The organism is Plantactinospora sp. BC1 (assembly GCF_003030345.1).
In the GTDB taxonomy this organism is placed as follows: Bacteria; Actinomycetota; Actinomycetes; order Mycobacteriales; family Micromonosporaceae; genus Plantactinospora.
This window is the reverse complement of sequence record NZ_CP028158.1, coordinates 5,885,145-5,903,808: the sequence shown is the minus strand read 5'-3', so window position 1 is coordinate 5,903,808 and position 18,664 is coordinate 5,885,145. Positions and strand designations below refer to the sequence as shown.

General features: G+C 72.4%; 20 protein-coding genes. 10 read left to right on the top strand and 10 right to left on the bottom strand.

The genetic code is table 11. The features are described 5' to 3' along the window. Positions 1-46: 46 nt before the first annotated feature. Genes C6361_RS25825 through C6361_RS25815 form a run of 3 tightly spaced genes read left to right on the top strand, consistent with a single transcriptional unit; the run spans position 47 to position 2,426 of the window. Positions 47-397: a hypothetical protein gene (locus tag C6361_RS25825; RefSeq protein WP_107269274.1), complete on the top strand. Its 351-nt coding sequence runs from the start codon at positions 47-49 to the stop codon at positions 395-397. Then, complete coding sequence (locus C6361_RS25820; RefSeq protein WP_107269273.1) at positions 394-1,599, top strand: CaiB/BaiF CoA-transferase family protein; 1,206 nt, start codon at positions 394-396, stop codon at positions 1,597-1,599. Before C6361_RS25825 ends, C6361_RS25820 begins: the two co-directional genes overlap by 4 nt. Beyond that, the gene (locus tag C6361_RS25815; RefSeq protein WP_107269272.1) at positions 1,599-2,426 is read left to right on the top strand and encodes a CoA ester lyase; all 828 of its coding nucleotides are present in this window, start codon (positions 1,599-1,601) and stop codon (positions 2,424-2,426) included. Before C6361_RS25820 ends, C6361_RS25815 begins: the two co-directional genes overlap by 1 nt. Before the next feature lie 103 nt (positions 2,427-2,529). Here the strand turns inward: C6361_RS25815 and C6361_RS25810 are convergent, their stop codons facing one another. The 6 genes from C6361_RS25810 to C6361_RS25785 form a co-directional block, all read right to left on the bottom strand. Continuing rightward, a complete protein-coding gene (locus C6361_RS25810; protein ID WP_107269271.1) occupies positions 2,530-3,012 on the bottom strand; it encodes a DUF6232 family protein in 483 nt (160 codons plus the stop codon). Between the two features lie 106 nt (positions 3,013-3,118). Further along, complete coding sequence (locus C6361_RS25805) at positions 3,119-4,051, bottom strand: carbohydrate ABC transporter permease (RefSeq protein WP_107269270.1); 933 nt, start codon at positions 4,049-4,051, stop codon at positions 3,119-3,121. Beyond that, a complete protein-coding gene (locus C6361_RS25800) occupies positions 4,048-5,010 on the bottom strand; it encodes a carbohydrate ABC transporter permease (RefSeq protein WP_107269269.1) in 963 nt (320 codons plus the stop codon). Before C6361_RS25800 ends, C6361_RS25805 begins: the two co-directional genes overlap by 4 nt. A gap of 13 nt (positions 5,011-5,023) precedes the next feature. Further along, positions 5,024-6,358, bottom strand: a complete 1,335-nt coding sequence (locus C6361_RS25795; protein WP_107269268.1) for an ABC transporter substrate-binding protein — start codon at positions 6,356-6,358, stop codon at positions 5,024-5,026. Between the two features lie 191 nt (positions 6,359-6,549). Further along, positions 6,550-7,428: a hypothetical protein gene (locus C6361_RS25790; protein WP_107269267.1), complete on the bottom strand. Its 879-nt coding sequence runs from the start codon at positions 7,426-7,428 to the stop codon at positions 6,550-6,552. Between the two features lie 75 nt (positions 7,429-7,503). Further along, complete coding sequence (locus tag C6361_RS25785; RefSeq protein ID WP_107258311.1) at positions 7,504-7,983, bottom strand: DUF6232 family protein; 480 nt, start codon at positions 7,981-7,983, stop codon at positions 7,504-7,506. 144 nt (positions 7,984-8,127) lie between these two features. Here C6361_RS25785 and C6361_RS25780 point away from each other — a divergent pair, with 144 nt between their 5' ends. Both C6361_RS25780 and C6361_RS25775 read left to right on the top strand, forming a co-directional pair. Next, a complete protein-coding gene (locus tag C6361_RS25780) occupies positions 8,128-8,901 on the top strand; it encodes an enoyl-CoA hydratase-related protein (protein WP_107269266.1) in 774 nt (257 codons plus the stop codon). Between the two features lie 129 nt (positions 8,902-9,030). Beyond that, the gene (locus tag C6361_RS25775) at positions 9,031-10,653 is read left to right on the top strand and encodes an acetolactate synthase (RefSeq protein ID WP_107269265.1); all 1,623 of its coding nucleotides are present in this window, start codon (positions 9,031-9,033) and stop codon (positions 10,651-10,653) included. A 60-nt stretch (positions 10,654-10,713) separates the two neighbouring features. Here the strand turns inward: C6361_RS25775 and C6361_RS25770 are convergent, their stop codons facing one another. From C6361_RS25770 to C6361_RS25755, 4 genes are all read right to left on the bottom strand, one after another. Then, positions 10,714-12,582: a hypothetical protein gene (locus tag C6361_RS25770; protein WP_107269264.1), complete on the bottom strand. Its 1,869-nt coding sequence runs from the start codon at positions 12,580-12,582 to the stop codon at positions 10,714-10,716. A 187-nt stretch (positions 12,583-12,769) separates the two neighbouring features. After that, the gene (locus C6361_RS25765) at positions 12,770-13,210 is read right to left on the bottom strand and encodes a PLD nuclease N-terminal domain-containing protein (RefSeq protein WP_107269263.1); all 441 of its coding nucleotides are present in this window, start codon (positions 13,208-13,210) and stop codon (positions 12,770-12,772) included. Between the two features lie 27 nt (positions 13,211-13,237). Next, positions 13,238-13,567, bottom strand: a complete 330-nt coding sequence (locus tag C6361_RS25760; RefSeq protein WP_107269262.1) for a DUF202 domain-containing protein — start codon at positions 13,565-13,567, stop codon at positions 13,238-13,240. Continuing rightward, positions 13,564-13,956 (bottom strand): YidH family protein, encoded by a 393-nt coding sequence (locus tag C6361_RS25755; RefSeq protein WP_107258317.1) that lies wholly within the window; start codon positions 13,954-13,956, stop codon positions 13,564-13,566. Before C6361_RS25755 ends, C6361_RS25760 begins: the two co-directional genes overlap by 4 nt. A gap of 42 nt (positions 13,957-13,998) precedes the next feature. On the opposite strand from C6361_RS25755, the gene C6361_RS25750 reads away from it, so the two are divergent. The 5 genes from C6361_RS25750 to C6361_RS25730 all read left to right on the top strand — a co-directional run bounded on the left by C6361_RS25750 (position 13,999) and on the right by C6361_RS25730 (position 18,622). Next, positions 13,999-14,820: a GNAT family N-acetyltransferase gene (locus C6361_RS25750; RefSeq protein WP_107258318.1), complete on the top strand. Its 822-nt coding sequence runs from the start codon at positions 13,999-14,001 to the stop codon at positions 14,818-14,820. After that, entirely contained in the window at positions 14,817-15,224 is a 408-nt protein-coding gene (locus tag C6361_RS25745) for a hypothetical protein (protein WP_107269261.1), read from the top strand. Before C6361_RS25750 ends, C6361_RS25745 begins: the two co-directional genes overlap by 4 nt. Before the next feature lie 248 nt (positions 15,225-15,472). Next, a complete protein-coding gene (locus C6361_RS25740) occupies positions 15,473-16,252 on the top strand; it encodes an electron transfer flavoprotein subunit beta/FixA family protein (protein ID WP_107258320.1) in 780 nt (259 codons plus the stop codon). Positions 16,253-16,280: 28 nt separating this feature from the next. Next, positions 16,281-17,240: an electron transfer flavoprotein subunit alpha/FixB family protein gene (locus C6361_RS25735; protein ID WP_107269260.1), complete on the top strand. Its 960-nt coding sequence runs from the start codon at positions 16,281-16,283 to the stop codon at positions 17,238-17,240. Between the two features lie 203 nt (positions 17,241-17,443). After that, positions 17,444-18,622: a cysteine desulfurase family protein gene (locus C6361_RS25730; protein ID WP_107269259.1), complete on the top strand. Its 1,179-nt coding sequence runs from the start codon at positions 17,444-17,446 to the stop codon at positions 18,620-18,622. Positions 18,623-18,664 lie beyond the last annotated feature (42 nt).

Genomic DNA, 18,664 nt, shown 5'->3' with positions numbered 1-18,664 from the left:
CGCCCCGTGCGACCGCCGATGTCGTGGAGCTGAGGGAGAGGACCGGATGAGGAGACCATGGCGGCTCGGCGGTCTGGCCGAGGTGCTGGCGCTGCCCGACGGCGAGGTCGCGGTGGTCGGCTTCACCCGCGGTGCCCTGGGCGTACCGGCCGGTGCGGCGGACGTGCTGACCCTGCGGCTGGACCGGCGCGGCAGGCAGGTGCTGGCGGCGCAGTACGGCACCGCCCGGGACGACGCGGTGGACGCCTTCGGCGAGGAGAACGCCTACGCCACCCGGGCCGGCGACGGAAAACTGCTGGTCAGCGGCTTGACGGCGGGCAGTCCGGCCGGTGCCGCGGCGCTCGGCAACGGCGACGTCTTCGTGTCGTCGGTCGACTCGACGGGAGGACTGCCGTGACCACGAGCGACGCCGCTCCGGCCGCGCTGGCCGGGGTGAAGGTGGTGGAGCTGGCCACCCTGTTCGCCGGGCCGCTCGCCACCGCGTTCCTCGGCGACTTCGGTGCCGAGGTGGTCAAGGTGGAGCACCCGGCGAAACCCGACCCGTCCCGGGGACACGGGCCGGCGAAGGACGGGATCGGGTTGTGGTGGAAGGTGCTCGGCCGCAACAAGCGGACCGTCACCGCCAACCTCTCCGACCCGGCCGGCGCCGAGCTACTCCGCCGACTGGTCGCCGACGCCGACGTACTGGTGGAGAACTTCCGGCCCGGCACCCTGGAGCGCTGGGGGATCGGCCCGGCCGAGCTGCACGCGGTCAACCCCCGGCTGGTGATCGCCCGAATCAGCGGCTTCGGCCAGTTCGGCCCGTACGCCCGGCGGCCCGGGTTCGGCACCCTCGCCGAGGCGATGAGCGGGTTCGCCGCCGCGACCGGCGAGCCGGACGGCCCGCCGACGTTGCCGCCGTTCGGGCTGGCCGACTCGGTGACCGCGCTCGCCACCGCCTACGCGGTGATGCTGGCGCTGCGCGCCCGGGACGTCACCGGCGCCGGTCAGGTGGTCGACCTGGCGATCATCGAGCCGATCATGGCCATGCTCGGCCCGCAGATCACCTGGTACGACCAGCTCGGCTATATCCAGCCCCGGCTCGGCAACCGGTCGAACAACAACGCGCCCCGGAACACGTACCGGTGCGCGGACGGGCGCTGGGTGGCGGTGTCGACCAGTGCGCAGAGCATCGCCGAGCGGGTGCTCCGGCTGGTCGGCCGCCCTGAACTGATCGACGAGCCGTGGTTCGGCACCGGCAGCGGACGGGCCGCACACGCCGACGAGCTGGACGCCGCCGTCGGGAGCTGGGTGGCGGCGCGGGACCGGGACGAGGTGGTGGCCGCCTTCGAGGAGGCGCAGGCGGCGGTCGCGCCGATCTACGACGTACCCGACATCCTCGCCGATCCGCAGTACACGGCGCTGGGAACGGCGGTCTCGGTGGCCGATCCCGACCTCGGGCCGGTGCGGATGCAGAACGTGCCGTTCCGGATGTCCGGCACGCCGGGACGGATCCGGCACACCGGCCGGGCACACGGCCAGGACACCGACGAGGTGTTGGCCGCGCTCGGCCTCACCGCCGAGGAGATCGCGCAGTTGCGGGCGGCGGGAGCGGTCTGATGCTGCTCACCCTGCTCTACGTGCCGGGCGACCGGCCCGACCGGTTCGGCAAGGCGGTCGACTCCGGTGCCGACGCGGTGATCGTGGACCTGGAGGACGCGGTGGTGGCGACCCGCAAGGCGTACGCCCGGGACGCCGCCGCCGAGTTCGTCGCCGCCCCCCATCGGGTACCGGTCTTCGTCCGGGTCAACGAGCTGACCGGACCGGACGTCGCCGCCGACCTCGACGCGCTGGCCGGTGCGCCGGGGCTGGCCGGGCTGCGACTGCCCAAAGTGGAGTCACCGGAGGCGGTGCGGACGGTCGCCGCGCGGGTGCCGGTGCCGCTGCATCCGCTGGTCGAGTCGGCGGTCGGGGTGGAGCGGGCGTACGAGATTGCCGGGGCAGATCCGGCGGTCGCCTCGATCGGGCTCGGCGAGGCGGACCTGCGCTCCGACCTCGGGGTGACCGCCGAGGACGGGCTCGCCTGGGTACGCGGCCGGATCGTCGTCGCCGCCCGCGCCGCCGGCCTGCCGCCCCCGCTCCTGCCGGTGTACGCCAACGTCACCGACCTGGCCGGACTGGCCGAGTCCTGCGCGGCCGGCCGCCGGATGGGTTTCGTCGGCCGGACCGCCATCCATCCCCGGCAGTTGCCGGTGATCGTTGCGGCGTTTCGGCCGTCGGCCGAGGAGGTGTCCCGGGCCCGGGAGCTGCTCGACGCGGTCGCCGAGGCACAGACCCGGGACTCCGGCGCGGTGGTACTCCCGGACGGTCGCTTCGCCGACCGGGCCATGGTGGCGGCGGCCCGCCGTACGCTCGACCTCGCCGAGCGGTACGCGGCTGCCTGGTGATCCCCAGCGGTACCCGCCCGGCTCGTGATCGCGAGCGGGTGTCGGTGGTCGGTGGTCGGATCAGATCGCGGTGGACCGCCCACATCTGGGTGTCGGTGGGCTGTCATCCCTCAGGGGAGTGCTGTTCGATGGCGCGCTGGATCGCCCGGTAGATCTGCCCGAACCGCAGCGCGTCCGAGCTGCGCAGCAGCATCGCCTCCTCGCCCCGGTACTGCACCCACAGCTCCTGCACCTTCGCGCCGCGCTCGTACGACCGGTCGAGCCAGTACAGCGGGACCTCCAGGAACGGGAAGAGGGCCAACGCACCGACGACGAATACCGCCAGGACGATCGCCGCCAGCTTCCACTCGCCCCGGTCCTGTGCCGAGTACGCCAGCGACAGCACGCAGACGATCACCACCAGCGGCGGGATCGACAGCAGAAAGATGAGTACGCCCCGACCGGCGATCCGGCCCCGGGTCCGGGCCGTACCCGGGCCCCTGGCATGCCAGACGTACGACACCTCGGCGACCGGCACGGTGTGCCCGTTCACGTGGATGGTCTCGGAGGTTACCCGTACCGTGTCGTCCCGGTAATAGAGCGTCACCGTTCCAGCAAAGCGCGGCAGCCGGTGTGAGCGCCACCACCCCGCCCGGTCGGATTCGGGTCAGCCCTCGTCGACGCCCAGGGTCAGCCCTTGTCGACGCCCAACCTCAGCCCTTGTTGGCGCCGAGCGTCAGCCCGGCGACGAACTGCCGTTGCAGCACGAAGAAGACGATCAGCGTCGGCAGGGCGACCAGGATCGAACCGGCCGCCAGCAGGTTGTAGTCGGTGAAGTACACCGACCGCAGATTGTTCAGCGCGCTGGTCACCGGCAGCTTGTCGCCGGTGGACATCAGCACCACCGCCCAGAGGAAGTCGTTGTAGATCCAGGCGAACTCCAGGGTGCCGAGCGCACCGAGCGCCGGGCGGACCAGCGGCAGCACCACCCGCCAGTACTGCCGCCACACCCCGGCCCCGTCCACCGTCGCTGCCTCGATCAGCTCGCGCGGGATGGTGTCCATGTAGTTGCTCAGCACGAAGACACAGAATCCGGTCTGGAACGCGACGTGGATCGCGATGATCCCCCAGTACGAGTCGTAGACCAGCTCGGACGGCCAGCTCATCCACCACGGCAGCGGCAGCTTGGTGTACATCAGGTAGAGCGGGGTCAGCACCACCTGCTGCGGCAGCAGGTTGCCGGCGGTGAAGAGGATCAACAGCAGGCGCCCGCCGGGCAGCCGGCGCCGTGAGATCAGGAACGCCACGAACGAGGCGAAGAAGAGCGTCAACACCACCGCCGGTACGGCGACCAGCAGCGTGTTCAGGAAGTGCCGGGGCAGGTTGCCGCCCTGCCACGCCTGCACGTAGTAGTCGAAGTTCAGCGTCTTCGGCAGCGAGAAGTACCCCTCGGCGGCGGTCTCCGCGTACGGCCGCAGCGAGGCGTAGAGCGGCAGCAGTAGTGGCACGAGCCAGCCCAGCGCCATCGCCCAGAGGAAGACCCGGATCACCACCCGCCACGGGCTCGCCGGCCGCTTCCGGCGCGAACTGCCACCCACCGTCGACCGGCCCCCAGCAGCGACCCGTTCCCCGACACCTACGCTCATGCCTCGTCCTCCCGCCGGAAGACCTGCACCAGGTAGACCGCGATGAAGCCGGTGGAGATCAGCAGCAGGATCACCGCGATCGCCGACCCGTACCCGATCCGGCTCGCCTCCCCGACGATGTTGTCGGTGACCAGCACCGAGAGCAGCTCAAGCCCATTCCGCCCCCGGTTGATCGCGTAGACGATGTCGAACGCCCGCAGCGCCTCGATGACGGTGATCACCAGGACGATCACGTTGACCGGCCGCAGCGTCGGGAACACCACCCGGAAGAAGGTCTGCGGCTCGTTCGCCCCGTCGATCGCCGCCGCCTCCTTCAGGGCCGGGTCGACGGCCTTCAGCCCGGCCAGGTAGAGCAGCATGACGTACCCGACGTGCCGCCAGCCGACCAGCAGCAGTACCGACCAGAGGTTGATCGACGGGTCGCCGAGCCAGTCGACCGGGTTGTCGGCCCGGCCCAGGAGCGCGTTCGCGGCCCCGTAGTCGCGGGAGAAGATGAGCTGGGCGAGGAAGCCGACCACCGCCAGCGAGAGCACCACCGGCAGATAGAAGGCGGTCTGGTAGAAGCGGGTGAACCGCATCTCCCGGTCCAGCAGCACCGCCAGGAACAGCCCGAACGGGGTGGCGACCAGGCCGAGGAAGGCGAGCCAGAGCAGGTTGTGCCAGACCGCCGGCCAGAACGGCGGATAGTTGCTGACGATGTTGACGTAGTTGTCCAGCCCGACCGGCCGGATCTCGCCCAGCCCGTCCCAGGAGGTGAACGACAGCCCGATCGAGGCGAGCGCCGGCCCCCAGATCAGCGCCAGGTCGAGCAGCAGCGGCAGGCCGAGCAGCAGCCCGATCACCGCGATGTCGCGGGGGCTGAACCGGCCGATCCGGCGCCGCCGACGCCGGGCCGGCCTTCCGGGTACGTCGGCCGCCCGCCCAGCCTCGACCGGCGGTGCCGTCGGAGTCGATGTCACCGGCGACCGCCGCTCAGGAGGCGAAGATGGTCTTCTTCTGCGACTCGATCCGCCTACACAGCCCGTCGATGTCGTTCGGGGCGTTCAGGAAGCTCTGCAACGAGGGAATCATCACCGTGGAGGCGAAGTCCGGCCGGGTGTCCCGGTCGAGGAACTGGGAGATCTGCTTCGCCCCGCTGACCAGCTCGACCGCCTTCTTCTGCAACGCGCTGTACCCGCTGGTGTCGGCGCCGTTGTGCGTGGCGACGTTGTTCGGGTCGCTCTTCAGGTACGCGTTCTGCGCCTTGGCGCTGGCCAGATAGCGGAGCAGCTCCTTCGCTCCGTCGACGTTCTTCACCTTGCTGGAGATCATGAAGCCGTCGATCGGCGCCTCGACCGCGTCCTGCCCGTGCGCCTCGACGATCTGCGGGAACGGGAAGAAGTCCATGTCGGCGGCGACCTCGCCCTGGAACTGCTGGCCGACGAACATGCCGAGCAGGTACATCCCGGTCTGCTTCTGGCCCAGCGACTGCGCCGCCTCCTGCCAGGTGCGCCCGTTCGCCCCCGGCTGGCAGTACGGCAGCAGCTCCCGCCAGAGCGTGAAGACCTGCTTGACCCGACTGTCCTCCCAGGACTCCTTGCCGGCCATCAGGTTGACGTGGAAGTCGTACCCGTTGCTGCGCATGTTGATGTAGTCGAAGGTGCCCATCGCGGGCCAGCCGTCCTTGTCGGCCATCGCGATCGGGATCAGCCCGTCCGAGCGCATCTTCGCGGCGAGCGCCTTGAGGTCGTCCCAGGTCTTCGGGACCTGGTAGCCCCGCTCCTGGAAGACGCTCTTCCGATAGAACATCGCCCACGGGTAGTAGTAGAACGGCACGAAGTACTGCTTGCCGTCGGTACCGGTGGAGGCCTGCTTCATCGCGGCCGAGAAGTCGCCGCCGACCGACTGCCAGATGTCGGAGATGTCGGTGGCCAGCCCCTGCGCGGCGAAATACTGCATCCGGAAGCCGGAGAACCAGGTGAAGACGTCGTCCGGAGTCGCCTGGAGGTAGCGGGTGATGTTCTCCTGGAAGGTGTTGTGGTCGACGGTGTTGATCTTCACGTCGAGACCTGAGCCGGCGAGCACCTCGGCGATCGCCTTCTTCGGCACCTCGTCCGAGTAGTTCGAGCCGAAGGTCACCGTCCCGCCGCCGCTGCCGCCCTCGGTCGGCTTCTCGCAGCCGGCCAGCCCCGCCGGCAGGGCCAGGGCACCGGCCGTGACGGCGACGCCGCCGAGCAGACGCCGCCGGTCGAGCATGCCCGGTGCGGGGCCGGACGCGGGGCGGGAGGTCGCGGGCGGAACGGACGGGCCGGACGGGAAAGTCGCCATCGTGTCTCCTCGCGCCGCTGCGGGTGGGATCGACCACCGATTCGCAGCAGCCGATCCGCGCACGAAACCTGCCGGCAACAGTAGGAGGGTTGGCGGAGGAGGGTCAAGGACTTAGATCAATTGATGCCCGATCGACCGGCGCGCGGAACCCGAAAGCGACCGGCGAGCTGTCGTCGCCGGTCGCCGCCGCCCTACCCGCCGAGGACGTCGTCGACCGTGCTGGCGTTGACGGCGCGGCGGAGCCAGCTGTCGAGCTGGGCCAGGTCGGTGCAGCCGAGGATCTTGGCGCGGGCCTCGTCGGGGACGGCGACGCCACGCCCGTCGAGCACGGTCAGGATCGCCCGGGCCTCCCCTCGGGCCTCGCCCTGCTTTTCGTATCGGGCGGCAAGCTCACGCAGCAGATCGCTGCGAAATTCGTAGTCCGCCATGGTGGTCATGAAGGCCTCCCAACGAGTCCGGACCGCCGCCGGCAGTCCGGCCAGTACGACGTCATAATACAAGATTGCCGTTTTCGGACCGACCGAGCGAAGCGCCGCCATCAGCGCCGGAAAGGTGGCTTCCACCTGGGCGTTCTGGCCGTGACAGATGGCCGAGAGGACGGCCAGCGCCGGGTTGGTTCGGGCCAGGTCCACGTCCACGACCAGCGGCACGTCGTTCGGGGTGAAGATGAGCGGTCGCAGCGACAGGCTCAACCCGTCGAACTCGAACAGCCCCCGGTAGCGGCGGGCGGTCCGGAGGTCCGGGCAGTAGACCAGCAACGCCGTATCGACATCCAACTCGGCTTCGAGTTGGGCCACGTAGAGCTTCCAGGTGCGTCGCTTCGTGGCGTCCCAGCGACGTTGGATCTCCAGTACGGCCGCCAGCAGTGGCCGGTCGGCCGGATCGCAGAAGAGCAGCATGCTGTCCGCGTGATAGGTGCGCGGGACCAGTACCCGTACGTCGGTGGCGTGCGGACGGGCGTGGTGGTAGTCCGGAACCTTCACGTCGAACACGTGCGTCAGCAGCCAGGCCACCAGGCTCGGGTCGAGCCTGGCCAGGGCGACCGGGGACTCGTGCTCGGCACTCGGCATGGCGGGTACGTTAGGAGAGCGGTACGACACCTGCGGTGATGGCGACGCGGGCGGGCGTCGGAGCGCTTCCGCCGGTCAGCGGTTGCGGCTCGGAGTGGCGGTCGCGGCCTGTTCGACGGCCCGCTCCAGGGCCCGGTAGACCTGGCCGAACCGCAGCGCGTCGCCGGTGCTGAGCAACCGGACCGGCAGCCCGCGCCACTGTGCCCAGATCTCCAGCCGGTGCGCGCCCCGGGCGTAGCTGCGGTCGACGTGCTCCAGCAGGAAGTCGGCGACCGGAGCGGCGGCCAGCCCCACCAGGACGGAACCGCCGACGATCGCGATGGTGGCGGTGAGCGAGGTGTGCAGGCGTACCGCGATCACGATGCCGATGGCGGCGGCGACCAGCGGGCCGACGAGTCCGGCCAGCAGCGCGCCCCGGCCGGCGAGGGTGCCCCAGGAGCGGGCGCCCCGGACGTGCCAGACCCGGGCCACCTCGGCCAGCGGATAGGCCCGGCCGTCGACGCGGATCGCCTCGGAGGTGATCCGTATGGTGCGGTCGTCGTAGTAGGTGGTCATTGCCGTTCCGCTCGGTGAGTCCGACGTGCTCAGCGTATCCGGAAGCGTTACCCAGCAGGTGCCGCCCCGAATCCACACCGACCTGCGGGGGCTGGCCGAACGCCCGTTAGGGTGAGCCTCGCGATTTCGACGTGGAGGTGGGCTGTGGGCGACTTGGTCCGGGTGGACATCAACGAGGGCATCGGCACGATCCGGTTGGACCGCCCGCCGATGAACGCGCTGAACACGCAGGTGCAGGAGGAGTTGCGCGCCGCCGCCACCGCGGTCTCCGCCGATCCGGACGTCCGCGCGGTCATCGTGTACGGCGGGGAGAAGGTCTTCGCGGCCGGCGCGGACATCAAGGAGATGGCCGACATGTCGTACGTCGACATGGCGGAGCGGGCCGCCGACCTCTCCAGCGCGCTCGGCGCACTGGCCCGGATCCCGAAGCCGGTGGTCGCGGCGATCACCGGGTACGCCCTCGGCGGCGGCTGCGAACTCGCGCTGGCCTGTGACTGGCGGGTGGTCGCCGACGACGCGAAGCTCGGTCAGCCGGAGATCAAGCTCGGCATCATCCCCGGTGCGGGCGGCACGCAGCGGCTGGCCCGGCTGGTCGGCCCGGCCCGGGCCAAGGATCTGATCATGTCCGGTCGGATGGTCGACGCCACCGAGGCGCTCCGGATCGGCCTCGCCGACCGGGTGGCCCCGGCCGATCGGGTCTACGCCGAGGCGGTGGCGCTGGTCCGGCCGTACCTGACCGGTCCGGCCCAGGCGCTGCGGGCGGCCAAGCAGGCGGTGGACGGCGGACTGGAGATGGATCTCGCCTCCGCGCTGGCCTGGGAGAGTCAGCTCTTCGCCGCGCTCTTCGCCACCGACGACCGCCGGGAGGGGATGGCCGCCTTCGTCGAGAAGCGCCGCCCCGACTTCACCGGCCGGTGACCCCCCGGCCGGGCGGATAGGCGAGTGTCTCTCACGTTCTTTCCAACCGACCGGTAACCTCGCAGGAACCCCGGCCGGACGGGCGGCGGGCACGGCGGACGACGAGCACGGCGGACGACAGGAGCGGCGATGACGGATCGGATCGAAGGACACGGCGGCGACCTGGCCCTCGCGGCCCTGCGGGCGTACGGCGTGCGGGAGATGTTCACCCTCTCCGGCGGCCACGTCTTCCCGCTGTACGACGCGGCGCACCGTACCGGCTTTCCGATCTACGACGTCCGGCACGAGCAGTCGGCCGTCTTCGCCGCCGAGGCGGTCGCCAAGTTGCAGCGCCGGCCGGGACTGGCCGTGCTCACCGCCGGCCCCGGCGTCACCAACGGGATCTCGGGGCTGACCAGTGCCTTCTTCAACGCCTCCCCGGTGCTGGTGCTCGGCGGCAGGGCGCCGGCCTTCCGCTGGGGTTCGGGCAGCCTCCAGGAGATCGACCACGTCCCGCTGGTCGCCCCGGTGACCAAGCACGCCGGCACGGTCTGGTCGACCGACGACGTACCGGGTGCGGTCGCCGAGGCGCTGACCACCGCGCTGACCCCGCACCGGGGGCCGGTCTTCCTGGACCTGCCGCTGGAGGTGATCTTCTCCACCGGTGACGTGGCGGTGCCGGCCGGGCCGGCGATCGCGCCCGTCGAGCCGGACCCGGAGGAGGTGGCGAAGGCCGCCCGGTTGATCGCCGAGGCCGAGCGGCCGGTGATCATCGCCGGCTCCGACGTGTACGCCGGGGACGCCGTCGAGGCGCTGCGGGCCGCCGCCGAGGCGCTCCGGGTACCCGTCTTCACCAACGGGATGGGCCGGGGCGCCCTGCCGCCCGGCCATCCGCTCAGCTTCGCCAAGGCCCGCCGGGCCGCGCTCGGCGGCGCCGACCTGGTCGTGGTGGTCGGCACCCCGCTGGACTTCCGGCTCGGCTTCGGCGACTTCGGCGACGCCACGGTGGTGCACGTGGTCGACGCGCCGAGCCAGCGGGCGCAACACGTCGAGCCGACCGTCAGCCCGGCCGGCGACCTGCGGCTGATCCTGACCGCCTTCGCCGAGCACCCCGGTGACCGGGCCGACCACGAGTCGTGGATCGACGGGCTGCGTACCGCCGAGGAGGCCGCCCGGGCCAGGGACGCGGCGGCGATGGCGGCCGAGACCGACCCGATCAAGCCGGCCCGGGTCTACGGCGAGCTGCGCCGGGTACTCGCCCCGGACGCGGTCACCATCGGCGACGGCGGCGACTTCGTCTCGTACGCCGGCCGCTACCTGGAGCCGGCCCAGCCCGGCACCTGGCTCGACCCCGGCCCGTACGGCTGCCTCGGCACCGGCATGGGCTACGCGATGGGGGCCAGGGTCAGCCACCCGGACCGGCAGATCTGCGTACTGATGGGCGACGGTGCGGCCGGCTTCTCGCTGATGGACGTCGAGTCGCTGGTCCGGCAGAAGCTGCCCGTGGTGATCGTGGTCGGCAACAACGGCATCTGGGGCCTGGAGAAGCACCCGATGCGCGGCATGTACGGCTACGACGTCGCCGCCGACCTCCAGCCCGAGCTGCGGTACGACCAGGTGGTGACCGCGCTCGGCGGTGCGGGCGAGACGGTGGCGAAGGCGGCCGACCTGGGGCCGGCGCTGGAGCGGGCCTTCGACGCCGGCGTGCCGTACCTGGTCAACGTGCTGACCGACCCGGCCGACGCCTACCCACGCTCCTCCAACCTCGCCTGACCCTGCCCGGCCAGTCCCGGCCGCCCGCCTGCCGGGCCTGACCGTGACGGGATCGGCGGGTCAGCGGGACCGGTCGGCGGGGTCGGTCCACCACTCGGCCGGGCCGATCGGCGGAGCCCGGAACTCGGACTCGTCCGCCGCCTCGACCTGGTGTGCCGGCTGGGTCGCGTCGGTCGTCGGCGATCGGCCCGAGCCGGCGTGTGCCGGGTCGAGCTGTTCGGTCGGTGCGGGGATGCCGGGCCCGGCGACCACGGTCAGGTCGGTGACCCGCAGCGGCGGCTCCGCGCCGGCCCGGCCCGACCCGCCGCTCCACCAGGCCCGGTGCGCGTCCCGCCCGCCCGGCCCGGCCGCGTCGGGGTCGCGGGCCGCGAGCAGCGGCAGCAGCAGTACGCCGAGGACGAACGGTGCGGCCATGTAGCGGGCGGCCTGCGCGTTGTTGACGACCAGTACCGAGAGCTGGTTGCCGAGGCTCAGCGTGGCCAGGGCCAGCAACGCGCGGTCCCGTCGGCGCCAGGCCAGCAGCCCGACCGTCAGGTACGCCAGGTAGGCCCAGGTGGCACCGCGCCACAGCAGCCACTCGGGCTGGCCGACCCGGCTGGCGAGCACGTCCGCCGCCTCGCTGACCGGCTCGCCGAGCGGCCGGCTGTACGCGACGGCCAGCACCTCCGGCCGCTGGAACCTCGGATCCCGTTCGAGATAGATCGGCAGCGCCCAGGCGGTCGGGTTGGCCCGCAACCCGCCGGCCGGGGTGGGGCGCCAGGCGATGGAACCCCGACACGTCCGGGCGGCGAGCACCGTCTCCGGCGAACGGCGTACCAGCCGCCACCAGGCCGACAGCAGTTCGTCGTGGTGCGCCGCGGCGGCCCGGCGGTCGAAGTCGGGGTGGTAGACCGTGGAGTCGACGGTGTAGCAGTCCGCCGACTGGCGCCAGTGTGCCAGCGGCGCCACCTTCGTCAGCAGGGCCAGATCGGCGGCGGGGAAGTCGGCCGGCCGTTCGGCGTACCCGATCGCCAGGTCGGCGAGGAACGCCTCGTAGGCCACGATGGACTCGCTGTCCCGTACCCCGAGGGCGGGCAGCAGGGTCCAGTTCGTCAGCAGCGCGACCGTGGCGGCCACCACCCCGGCGAGCAGCACCCGCAGCGCCAACCCGCGCAGCAGCAGCGCCAGCAGCACGGTGACGATCGCCGCCACCACGAAGCCGTTCTGCCGGAACAGGCAGCTCAGGGTCAGCTCGGCGACGAGGGCGCCGAGCAGCCCCCAGGACGGTCGCCGGCTCTCTCCGGCCGGACGTCCGGCCGCCCACGGTGCCGGGGCGGCGTGCCGGACGACCGTACCGAAGGCGTTGCCGCCGGCTGCCGGACCGCGACCGTTCGGCTGCGCCGGGGCACCGGTGCGGTCCGGCCGGCGTACGGCGAGCAGCCGGGCCACCGTGCCGAGCAGGAAGACGTGGCAGACGACGTACGGCACGTCCTTCCAGACGCAGACCGTGAAGGTGCCGACCGGAGGCAGCGCGACGAGCACCACCGCGGCGCTGGCCCAGGCCCAGCCCGGGCCGCCGATCCGGCGCAGCCCGGTGACCGCGTATGCCAGGCCGGCGGCCAGCGCGGCGGTCTGGGCCAGGGTCAGCGCGCCGATTCCGCCGGTGAGTCGCACCGACAGCCAGACCAGTGCGGTGTAGCTGACCGGGTGGTGGGTGTTCCAGTTGCCGGTGGTGGCCTGCCAGACGTGGTCGAGCGAGTCCGGGCTGAACAGGCCGGGATAGCGGGCGGCCCACCAGAACAGCAGTACCGCCTGGGCCAGCCCGAAGGTCAGCACGCCGAGCCTGGTCGGTGAGTCCCCGAGCCACCCCGGTCGGCGGGGCCGGCGGTCGTCGGGCTCCGCCGAACCGTCCGCCGGCCATGCCGGCCCGGTCACCACCCCGTGTGCCATGCCTGTCGTCCTTCGCCCCGGGCGCGGCCGCGCCAATCAGCGGTGCGAGGGGTGGTGGGCACCGATCTCGGCCATGCTACGGCCGGGCAGGGTCACGGGTCCCCGGAACGGCGGACTCCGTCGGTTGCCCGCCATCGGGCGGTCGAGCGCCGGCAGCGGGTTCTGCGGTGCCGGACCGGGGGATCGGTCAGACGTCCGGCTTGTCCTCTTCGCGGGGCGGCTCGCTGTCCCGGCGCCGCAGTTCCTCCTCCCGGCGCCGGAGGTCCCGCTCCCAGTTGTCGAAGAGTTCGCGGTCGCGCTTCGACCGCTCGTCGTCCAGGGAACGCAGGAACTCCGGGTCGTCGTCCGGGGCGAGCGGCGGCCGGCGGTCCCGACCACCGCCCGGACGCCCACCGGCCGGACGCCCACCGGCCGGACGCCCACCGGCGGCCGGCCGTTCGGTGCGGGCCGGCCGGCCGGCGACGAACCAGGCGATCGAGCCGACCAGCGGGAAGAAGAGGATGATCAGGACCCAGGCGAACCGGGGGAGTGCGCGGATCTCGTCGTCCTCGGCCGACAGGCAGCTGATCAGAGCGACGACGGCCAGGATGAGCTGTCCGATGGCGAGGAGCGCGTAGAGGCGGACCATCTGGCCATGATGACGTACCGGTCGGGGTCAGTGCACCGACGCCAGCACCAGCAGCAGGCCGAGTACGGCGAAACCGGCGGTGATCAGGGCGGTCACCGGTAGCGCCGGACCGGGGCGGAGTCGCCGGCCGGCGATCCGCGGAAAGGTCACCAGCAGCACGCCGAGCCAGCCCAGCCCGGCCAGCGCGGTGACCAGCGCCCCGACCGTACCGTTCGACAGGGCCAGCCGGGCGGCGAGCACCGCCACCACGCCGACCGCGAGTACGGTGCGCCGCCACGCGAGCCGGGTCCGCTCGCCGGCCAGCCCGGCGTCCCGCCCCGGTGGCGGGTGCCGGGGACCGCCCCGTGCCGGGCTCACGGCTCCCGGCCGCCCTGCACCAGCACCGCCACCACGAGGAGTACGGCGCCGAGCCCGACCAGCAGGGCGAGTACGGCGGGGAACCGGGAGGTGGGAAGCTCGTCGCCGAGCCGGATCGCCCGCTCGGTACGCGCCCAGTGGTCCACCGCCCGGACCGCCACCGCGCCGCCGAGCAGCAGCAGTGCCACGGCGAGCGCCTCGCGCAGGTGCGGTACCGGCATCGGGGGGAGGAACTGGGCGACGGCGAGTCCACCGGCGATCAGCGCCAGCCCGGTACGCAGCCAGGCCAGGAAGGTGCGTTCGTTGGCCAGCGAGAAGCGGTAGTCCGGCGTCTCGCCGACCTCCCGCAGCTCGCGCGGGTCGAACCACCGCCGGACCGCCTGGTACACGTTCGGAGATTATCGGGTGGACATCGCCCGTAGCCTGGGCGGGTGAGCGACCTCGACGCCGAGCTGCTGCGGACGGCCTACGACAACCAGTTGCGGGCCCGCCCGCCGGAGCCGGTGCCGGCGGGTGTGACGGTGGACCGGGACGGCCCGCTGCTGCGGATCCAGGGGCTGGACCGGGGCGGCTTCGTGACGTACCGGGATCTGGCTGGCCTCACCGGGGCGGCGCTGGACGAGTTGATCGTGCGGCAGCGGAACTTCTTCGGCGGGCTGGGCCAGCCGGTGGAGTGGAAGCTGCACGGCCACGACCTGCCGGCGGACCTGCCAGACCGGTTGGTGGCCGCCGGTTTCGTGCCGGAGGAGCGGGAGACCGTGGTTATCGGCCCGGTCGCGTCGCTGGCGGCGACGCTGCCGGTGCCGCCCGAAGGGGTACGCCTGCGTGAGGTGACCGAGCGTGCCGACCTGGACCGGATCGCGGAGCTGAAGACGCGGGTCTGGGGTGGCGACGACGACGGGAGCTGGCTGGCCGACGGGTTGGAGCGGGAGCTGGCCGCCGGTGCGGAGCTGGACCAGCCGCCGCTGGCCATCGTGGTGGCCGAGACCGACGACGAGCTGGTCAGCGCCGCCTGGGTCCGGTTCGTCTCCGGCACCCGGTTCGCCACCCTGTGGGGTGGGGCGACCCTGCCGCACTGGCGTCGCCGGGGCATCTACCGGTCACTGTTGGCCCACCGGGCCCGGCTGGCCGACGCCCGGGGTTTCAGCCTGTTGCAGGTGGACGCCTCGGAGGAGAGCCGGCCGATTCTCCAGCGGCTGGGCTTCGTCCCGGTCACCACCACCACGCCGTACGTCTACACTCCGAACCCGTGACGCAACCGCTGACCGAGGAGGAGCGGGCGACCCTGAAGGGTGCCGCGTTCGGTGCGGTCTATCTGGTGTCGAGCGCCGAACCGGGCGCGTTCTCCATGATCAAGGAGAGTCTGGCCGCGTCGAACGCCTTCGCCGGTACCACCGGGCTGGTCCGGGAACTGCTCACCACCGGCGCGCTGCCCCGGCTGCCCGGCGGTTCGCCGGCCGAGGTGCCGGCGGCGGTGCTGCCGGCGCTGCGCCGGTCGGTGGAGATCCTCAGGTCGAAGGCGCCCGACGAGGTGGCGAGTTACCGCTCGGCGGTGTTGCGGGCCACCGAGCAGGTCGCCCGGGCGCACGACGGGATCAGCCCGGGTGAGGCGGCGGCGATGGCCACCGTGCGGGAGGCGTTGGACGCGGCGGGCTGAGCCGGCGCGCCCGCCCGGACGCGACGGTCGGGCGGGTGACGGTGAGCCGGCTCACTCCGGAGCGGCCCGAGCCGTATGCTACTTGCGGGTAACATTAGCCGTAAGTAACGCCACACCTTCTCCCGCGCCGGCCCGTCGGTCTTCGGTTGACCGATCGTTAAGGAACGCGGGAGGCTGCTCCCGAGCAACCCGGCGGGATCGCCACGATCAGCGGGGATCGGCATTCACAGGAGGGTCGTCGAAGCGCGATGAACATCGTCGTACTCGTCAAGCAGGTGCCCGACTCGGGCGCGGACCGCAACCTGCGCAGTGACGACAACACCGTCGACCGGGGGTCGGCAAACAACGTCATCAACGAGATGGACGAGTACGCCATCGAGGAGGCGTTGCGGATCAAGGAGGCGCAGGGCGGCGAGGTGACCGTGCTGACCATGGGTCCGGAGAAGGCCGCCGAGTCGATCCGCAAGGCGCTGTCGATGGGACCGGACAAGGCCGTGCACGTCCTCGACGACGCCCTGCACGGCTCCTGCGCGGTGGCCACCTCCAAGGTGCTCGCCGCCGCCCTCGGCCAGCTCGGCGCCGACCTGGTGCTCTGCGGCGCCGAGTCCACCGACGGCCGGGTGCAGGTCATGCCGCACATGCTCGCCGAGCGGCTCGGCATCGCCGCGCTGACCGGCGCCCGCAAGCTGACCGTGGAGGGCGGCAACCTCACGGTGGAGCGGCAGACCGAGGAGGGCTACGAGGTGGTCGCCGCCGCGACCCCGGCCGTGGTCTCGGTCTGGGACACCATCAACGAGCCGCGCTACCCCTCCTTCAAGGGCATCATGGCGGCGAAGAAGAAGCCGGTGCAGACGCTCTCCCTGGCCGACCTGGGCATCGCCGCCGACGAGGTCGGCTTCGCCGGCGCCACCAGTACGGTGCTCGACCACAGCCGCCGCCCCGAGCGGTCCGGCGGCGAGCGGATCACCGACGACGGCACCGGCGGCACGAAGCTGGTCGAGTTCCTCGCCACCGAGAAGTTCGTCTGAGCGCGACCGGGAATCAGGAGGAGAAGTCATGACCGAGGTTCTCGTCGTCGTCGAGGCGACCCGCGAGTTCGGCGTCAAGAAGGTCACGCTCGAACTGCTCACCCTCGCCCGCGAGCTGGGTACGCCGGCAGCGGTGGTGCTCGGCGGTCCCGGCGCCGCCGCCGCGCTCGGCGACAGGCTGGGCGAGTACGGCGCGGAGAAGATCTACGCGGCCGAGCACGAGGAGATCGACGGCCACCTGGTGGCGCCGAAGGCGACCGTACTGGCCGAGCTGGTCCGTCGGGTGCAGCCGGCCGCCGTGCTGCTCGCCTCCAGCCAGGAGGGGAAGGAGATCGCCGCCCGGCTGGCGGTCAAGCTGGACAACGGCATCCTCACCGACGTGGTCGGACTCGCCGCCGACGGCACCGCCACCCAGGTCGCCTTCGCCGGCTCGACCATCGTCACCTCGAAGGTGACCCGCGGCCTGCCGCTGGTGACCCTGCGGCCGAACTCGGTCACCCCGAGCCCGGCCGCCGCCACCCCCACCGTCGAGCAGCTCGACGTCACGCTCGGCGAGACCGACAAGCTCGCCCGGGTGGTCGAGCGGGTCGCCGAGCAGAAGGGCAGCCGGCCGGAGCTGACCGAGGCGTCGGTGGTGGTCTCCGGCGGTCGCGGCGTCGGCAACGCCGACAACTTCAAGCTGGTCGAGGAGCTGGCCGACCTGCTCGGCGGCGCGGTGGGCGCCTCCCGGGCCGCCGTCGACTCCGGCTTCTATCCGCACCAGTTCCAGGTGGGGCAGACCGGCAAGACCGTCTCGCCGCAGCTCTACGTGGCGCTCGGCATCTCCGGTGCGATCCAGCACCGGGCCGGCATGCAGACCTCGAAGACGATCGTCGCGGTGAACAAGGACGCCGAGGCGCCGATCTTCGAGCTGGCCGACTTCGGCGTGGTCGGCGACCTGTTCAAGGTCGTACCGCAGGCGGCCGAAGAGATCCGCAAGCGACGATAGCCGGAAGTACGCCCTCGGCGGGTCACCAACCCGCCGACGGCGGTGTGACGTGCGATACCCGGCCGGGCGCCCCCAGGGCACCCGGCCGGGTTTCGTCGCTGGCCAGGGGTGTGATCCGCGCTCGGGGCGGTGCAGCCGGGCCGGTGACGCACGGCCGGGCGGCCGGGTGGGCGGTCCGGACCCTGGCACTAGGCTGGACGTTGATGACTTACCTTGATCACGCGGCCACCACTCCGATGCTCGAAGAGGCGTTGGAGGCGTACGTCGCGACCGCTCGCGAGGTCGGCAACCCGTCGTCACTGCACGCCGCCGGCCGGGTGGCCCGACGCCGGGTGGAGGAGTCCCGCGAGCGGGTCGCCGCCGCCCTGGGCGCCCGACCCTCCGAGGTGGTCTTCACCGGTGGCGGGACCGAGAGCGACAACCTCGCGGTCAAGGGCATCTTCTGGGCACGCCGGGCCGCCGACCCGGGGCGGATCCGGGTGGTGGCCAGCGCGGTGGAGCACCACGCGGTGCTGGACTCGGTCGAGTGGCTGGCCGCCCGCGAGGGTGCGGCGGCGAACTGGCTGCCGGTCGACCAGACCGGTCGACTCGACCCCGACCGGCTGGCGGCGGAACTCGACGCGCACGCCGACGAGGTCGCCCTGGTCACCGCCATGTGGGCGAACAACGAGGTGGGCAGCGTCCAGCCGATCGCCGCGCTCGCCGAGGTGGCCGCCGCGTACGGCATCCCGTTCCACACCGACGCGGTGCAGGCGGTCGGCCAGGTACCGGTCGACTTCGCCGCCAGCGGGGTGGCCGCGCTGACCGTCACCGGGCACAAGCTCGGCGGACCGGTCGGGGTGGGCGCGCTGCTGCTCGGCCGGGACGTCGGCTGCACACCGGTGCTGCACGGCGGCGGACAGGAGCGGGACGTCCGCTCCGGCACCCTGGACGCGGCCGGGATCGTCGCCTTCGCGGTCGCGGTCGAGGCGGCGGTCAAGGCCCAGCAGGAGTACGCGACGCGGGTCGCCGCGCTCCGCGACGACCTGGTGGCCCGGGTCCGGCAGGCGGTGCCGGAGGCGCTCTACAACGGCGACCCGATCGAGCGGCTGCCCGGAAACGCGCACTTCTCCTTCCCCGGCTGCGAGGGGGACGCCCTGCTCATGCTCCTGGACGCGCAGGGGATCGCCTGCTCGACCGGGTCGGCCTGCTCGGCGGGGGTGGCGCAGCCCTCGCACGTGCTGCTGGCGATGGGTGCCGACGACGACCGGGCCCGGTCGTCGCTGCGGTTCTCGCTCGGGCACACCTCGACCGCCGCCGACGTCGACGCGCTGGTCGCCGCGCTGCCCGGAGTGGTCGAGCGGGCCCGCCGGGCCGGCGCGGTCAAGTCGGCCCGGAGCTGACACCCTCCAGGTGTCAGGAAGGGCCCCGCACCGCGAAAAGGC

Bases quoted from the DNA above. Each gene is read 5' to 3' on its own strand.
- C6361_RS25740 (WP_107258320.1), top strand. From the start codon at position 15,473: ATGAACATCGTCGTACTCGTCAAGCAGGTGCCCGACTCGGGCGCGGAC.
- C6361_RS25805 (WP_107269270.1), bottom strand. From the start codon at position 4,051: ATGAGCGTAGGTGTCGGGGAACGGGTCGCTGCTGGGGGCCGGTCGACG.
- C6361_RS25765 (WP_107269263.1), bottom strand. From the start codon at position 13,210: ATGGTCCGCCTCTACGCGCTCCTCGCCATCGGACAGCTCATCCTGGCC.
- C6361_RS25730 (WP_107269259.1), top strand. From the start codon at position 17,444: ATGACTTACCTTGATCACGCGGCCACCACTCCGATGCTCGAAGAGGCG.
- C6361_RS25815 (WP_107269272.1), top strand. From the start codon at position 1,599: ATGCTGCTCACCCTGCTCTACGTGCCGGGCGACCGGCCCGACCGGTTC.
- C6361_RS25790 (WP_107269267.1), bottom strand. From the start codon at position 7,428: ATGCCGAGTGCCGAGCACGAGTCCCCGGTCGCCCTGGCCAGGCTCGAC.
- C6361_RS25775 (WP_107269265.1), top strand. From the start codon at position 9,031: ATGACGGATCGGATCGAAGGACACGGCGGCGACCTGGCCCTCGCGGCC.
- C6361_RS25770 (WP_107269264.1), bottom strand. From the start codon at position 12,582: ATGGCACACGGGGTGGTGACCGGGCCGGCATGGCCGGCGGACGGTTCG.
- C6361_RS25795 (WP_107269268.1), bottom strand. From the start codon at position 6,358: ATGGCGACTTTCCCGTCCGGCCCGTCCGTTCCGCCCGCGACCTCCCGC.
- C6361_RS25785 (WP_107258311.1), bottom strand. From the start codon at position 7,983: ATGACCACCTACTACGACGACCGCACCATACGGATCACCTCCGAGGCG.
- C6361_RS25825 (WP_107269274.1), top strand. From the start codon at position 47: ATGAGGAGACCATGGCGGCTCGGCGGTCTGGCCGAGGTGCTGGCGCTG.
- C6361_RS25735 (WP_107269260.1), top strand. From the start codon at position 16,281: ATGACCGAGGTTCTCGTCGTCGTCGAGGCGACCCGCGAGTTCGGCGTC.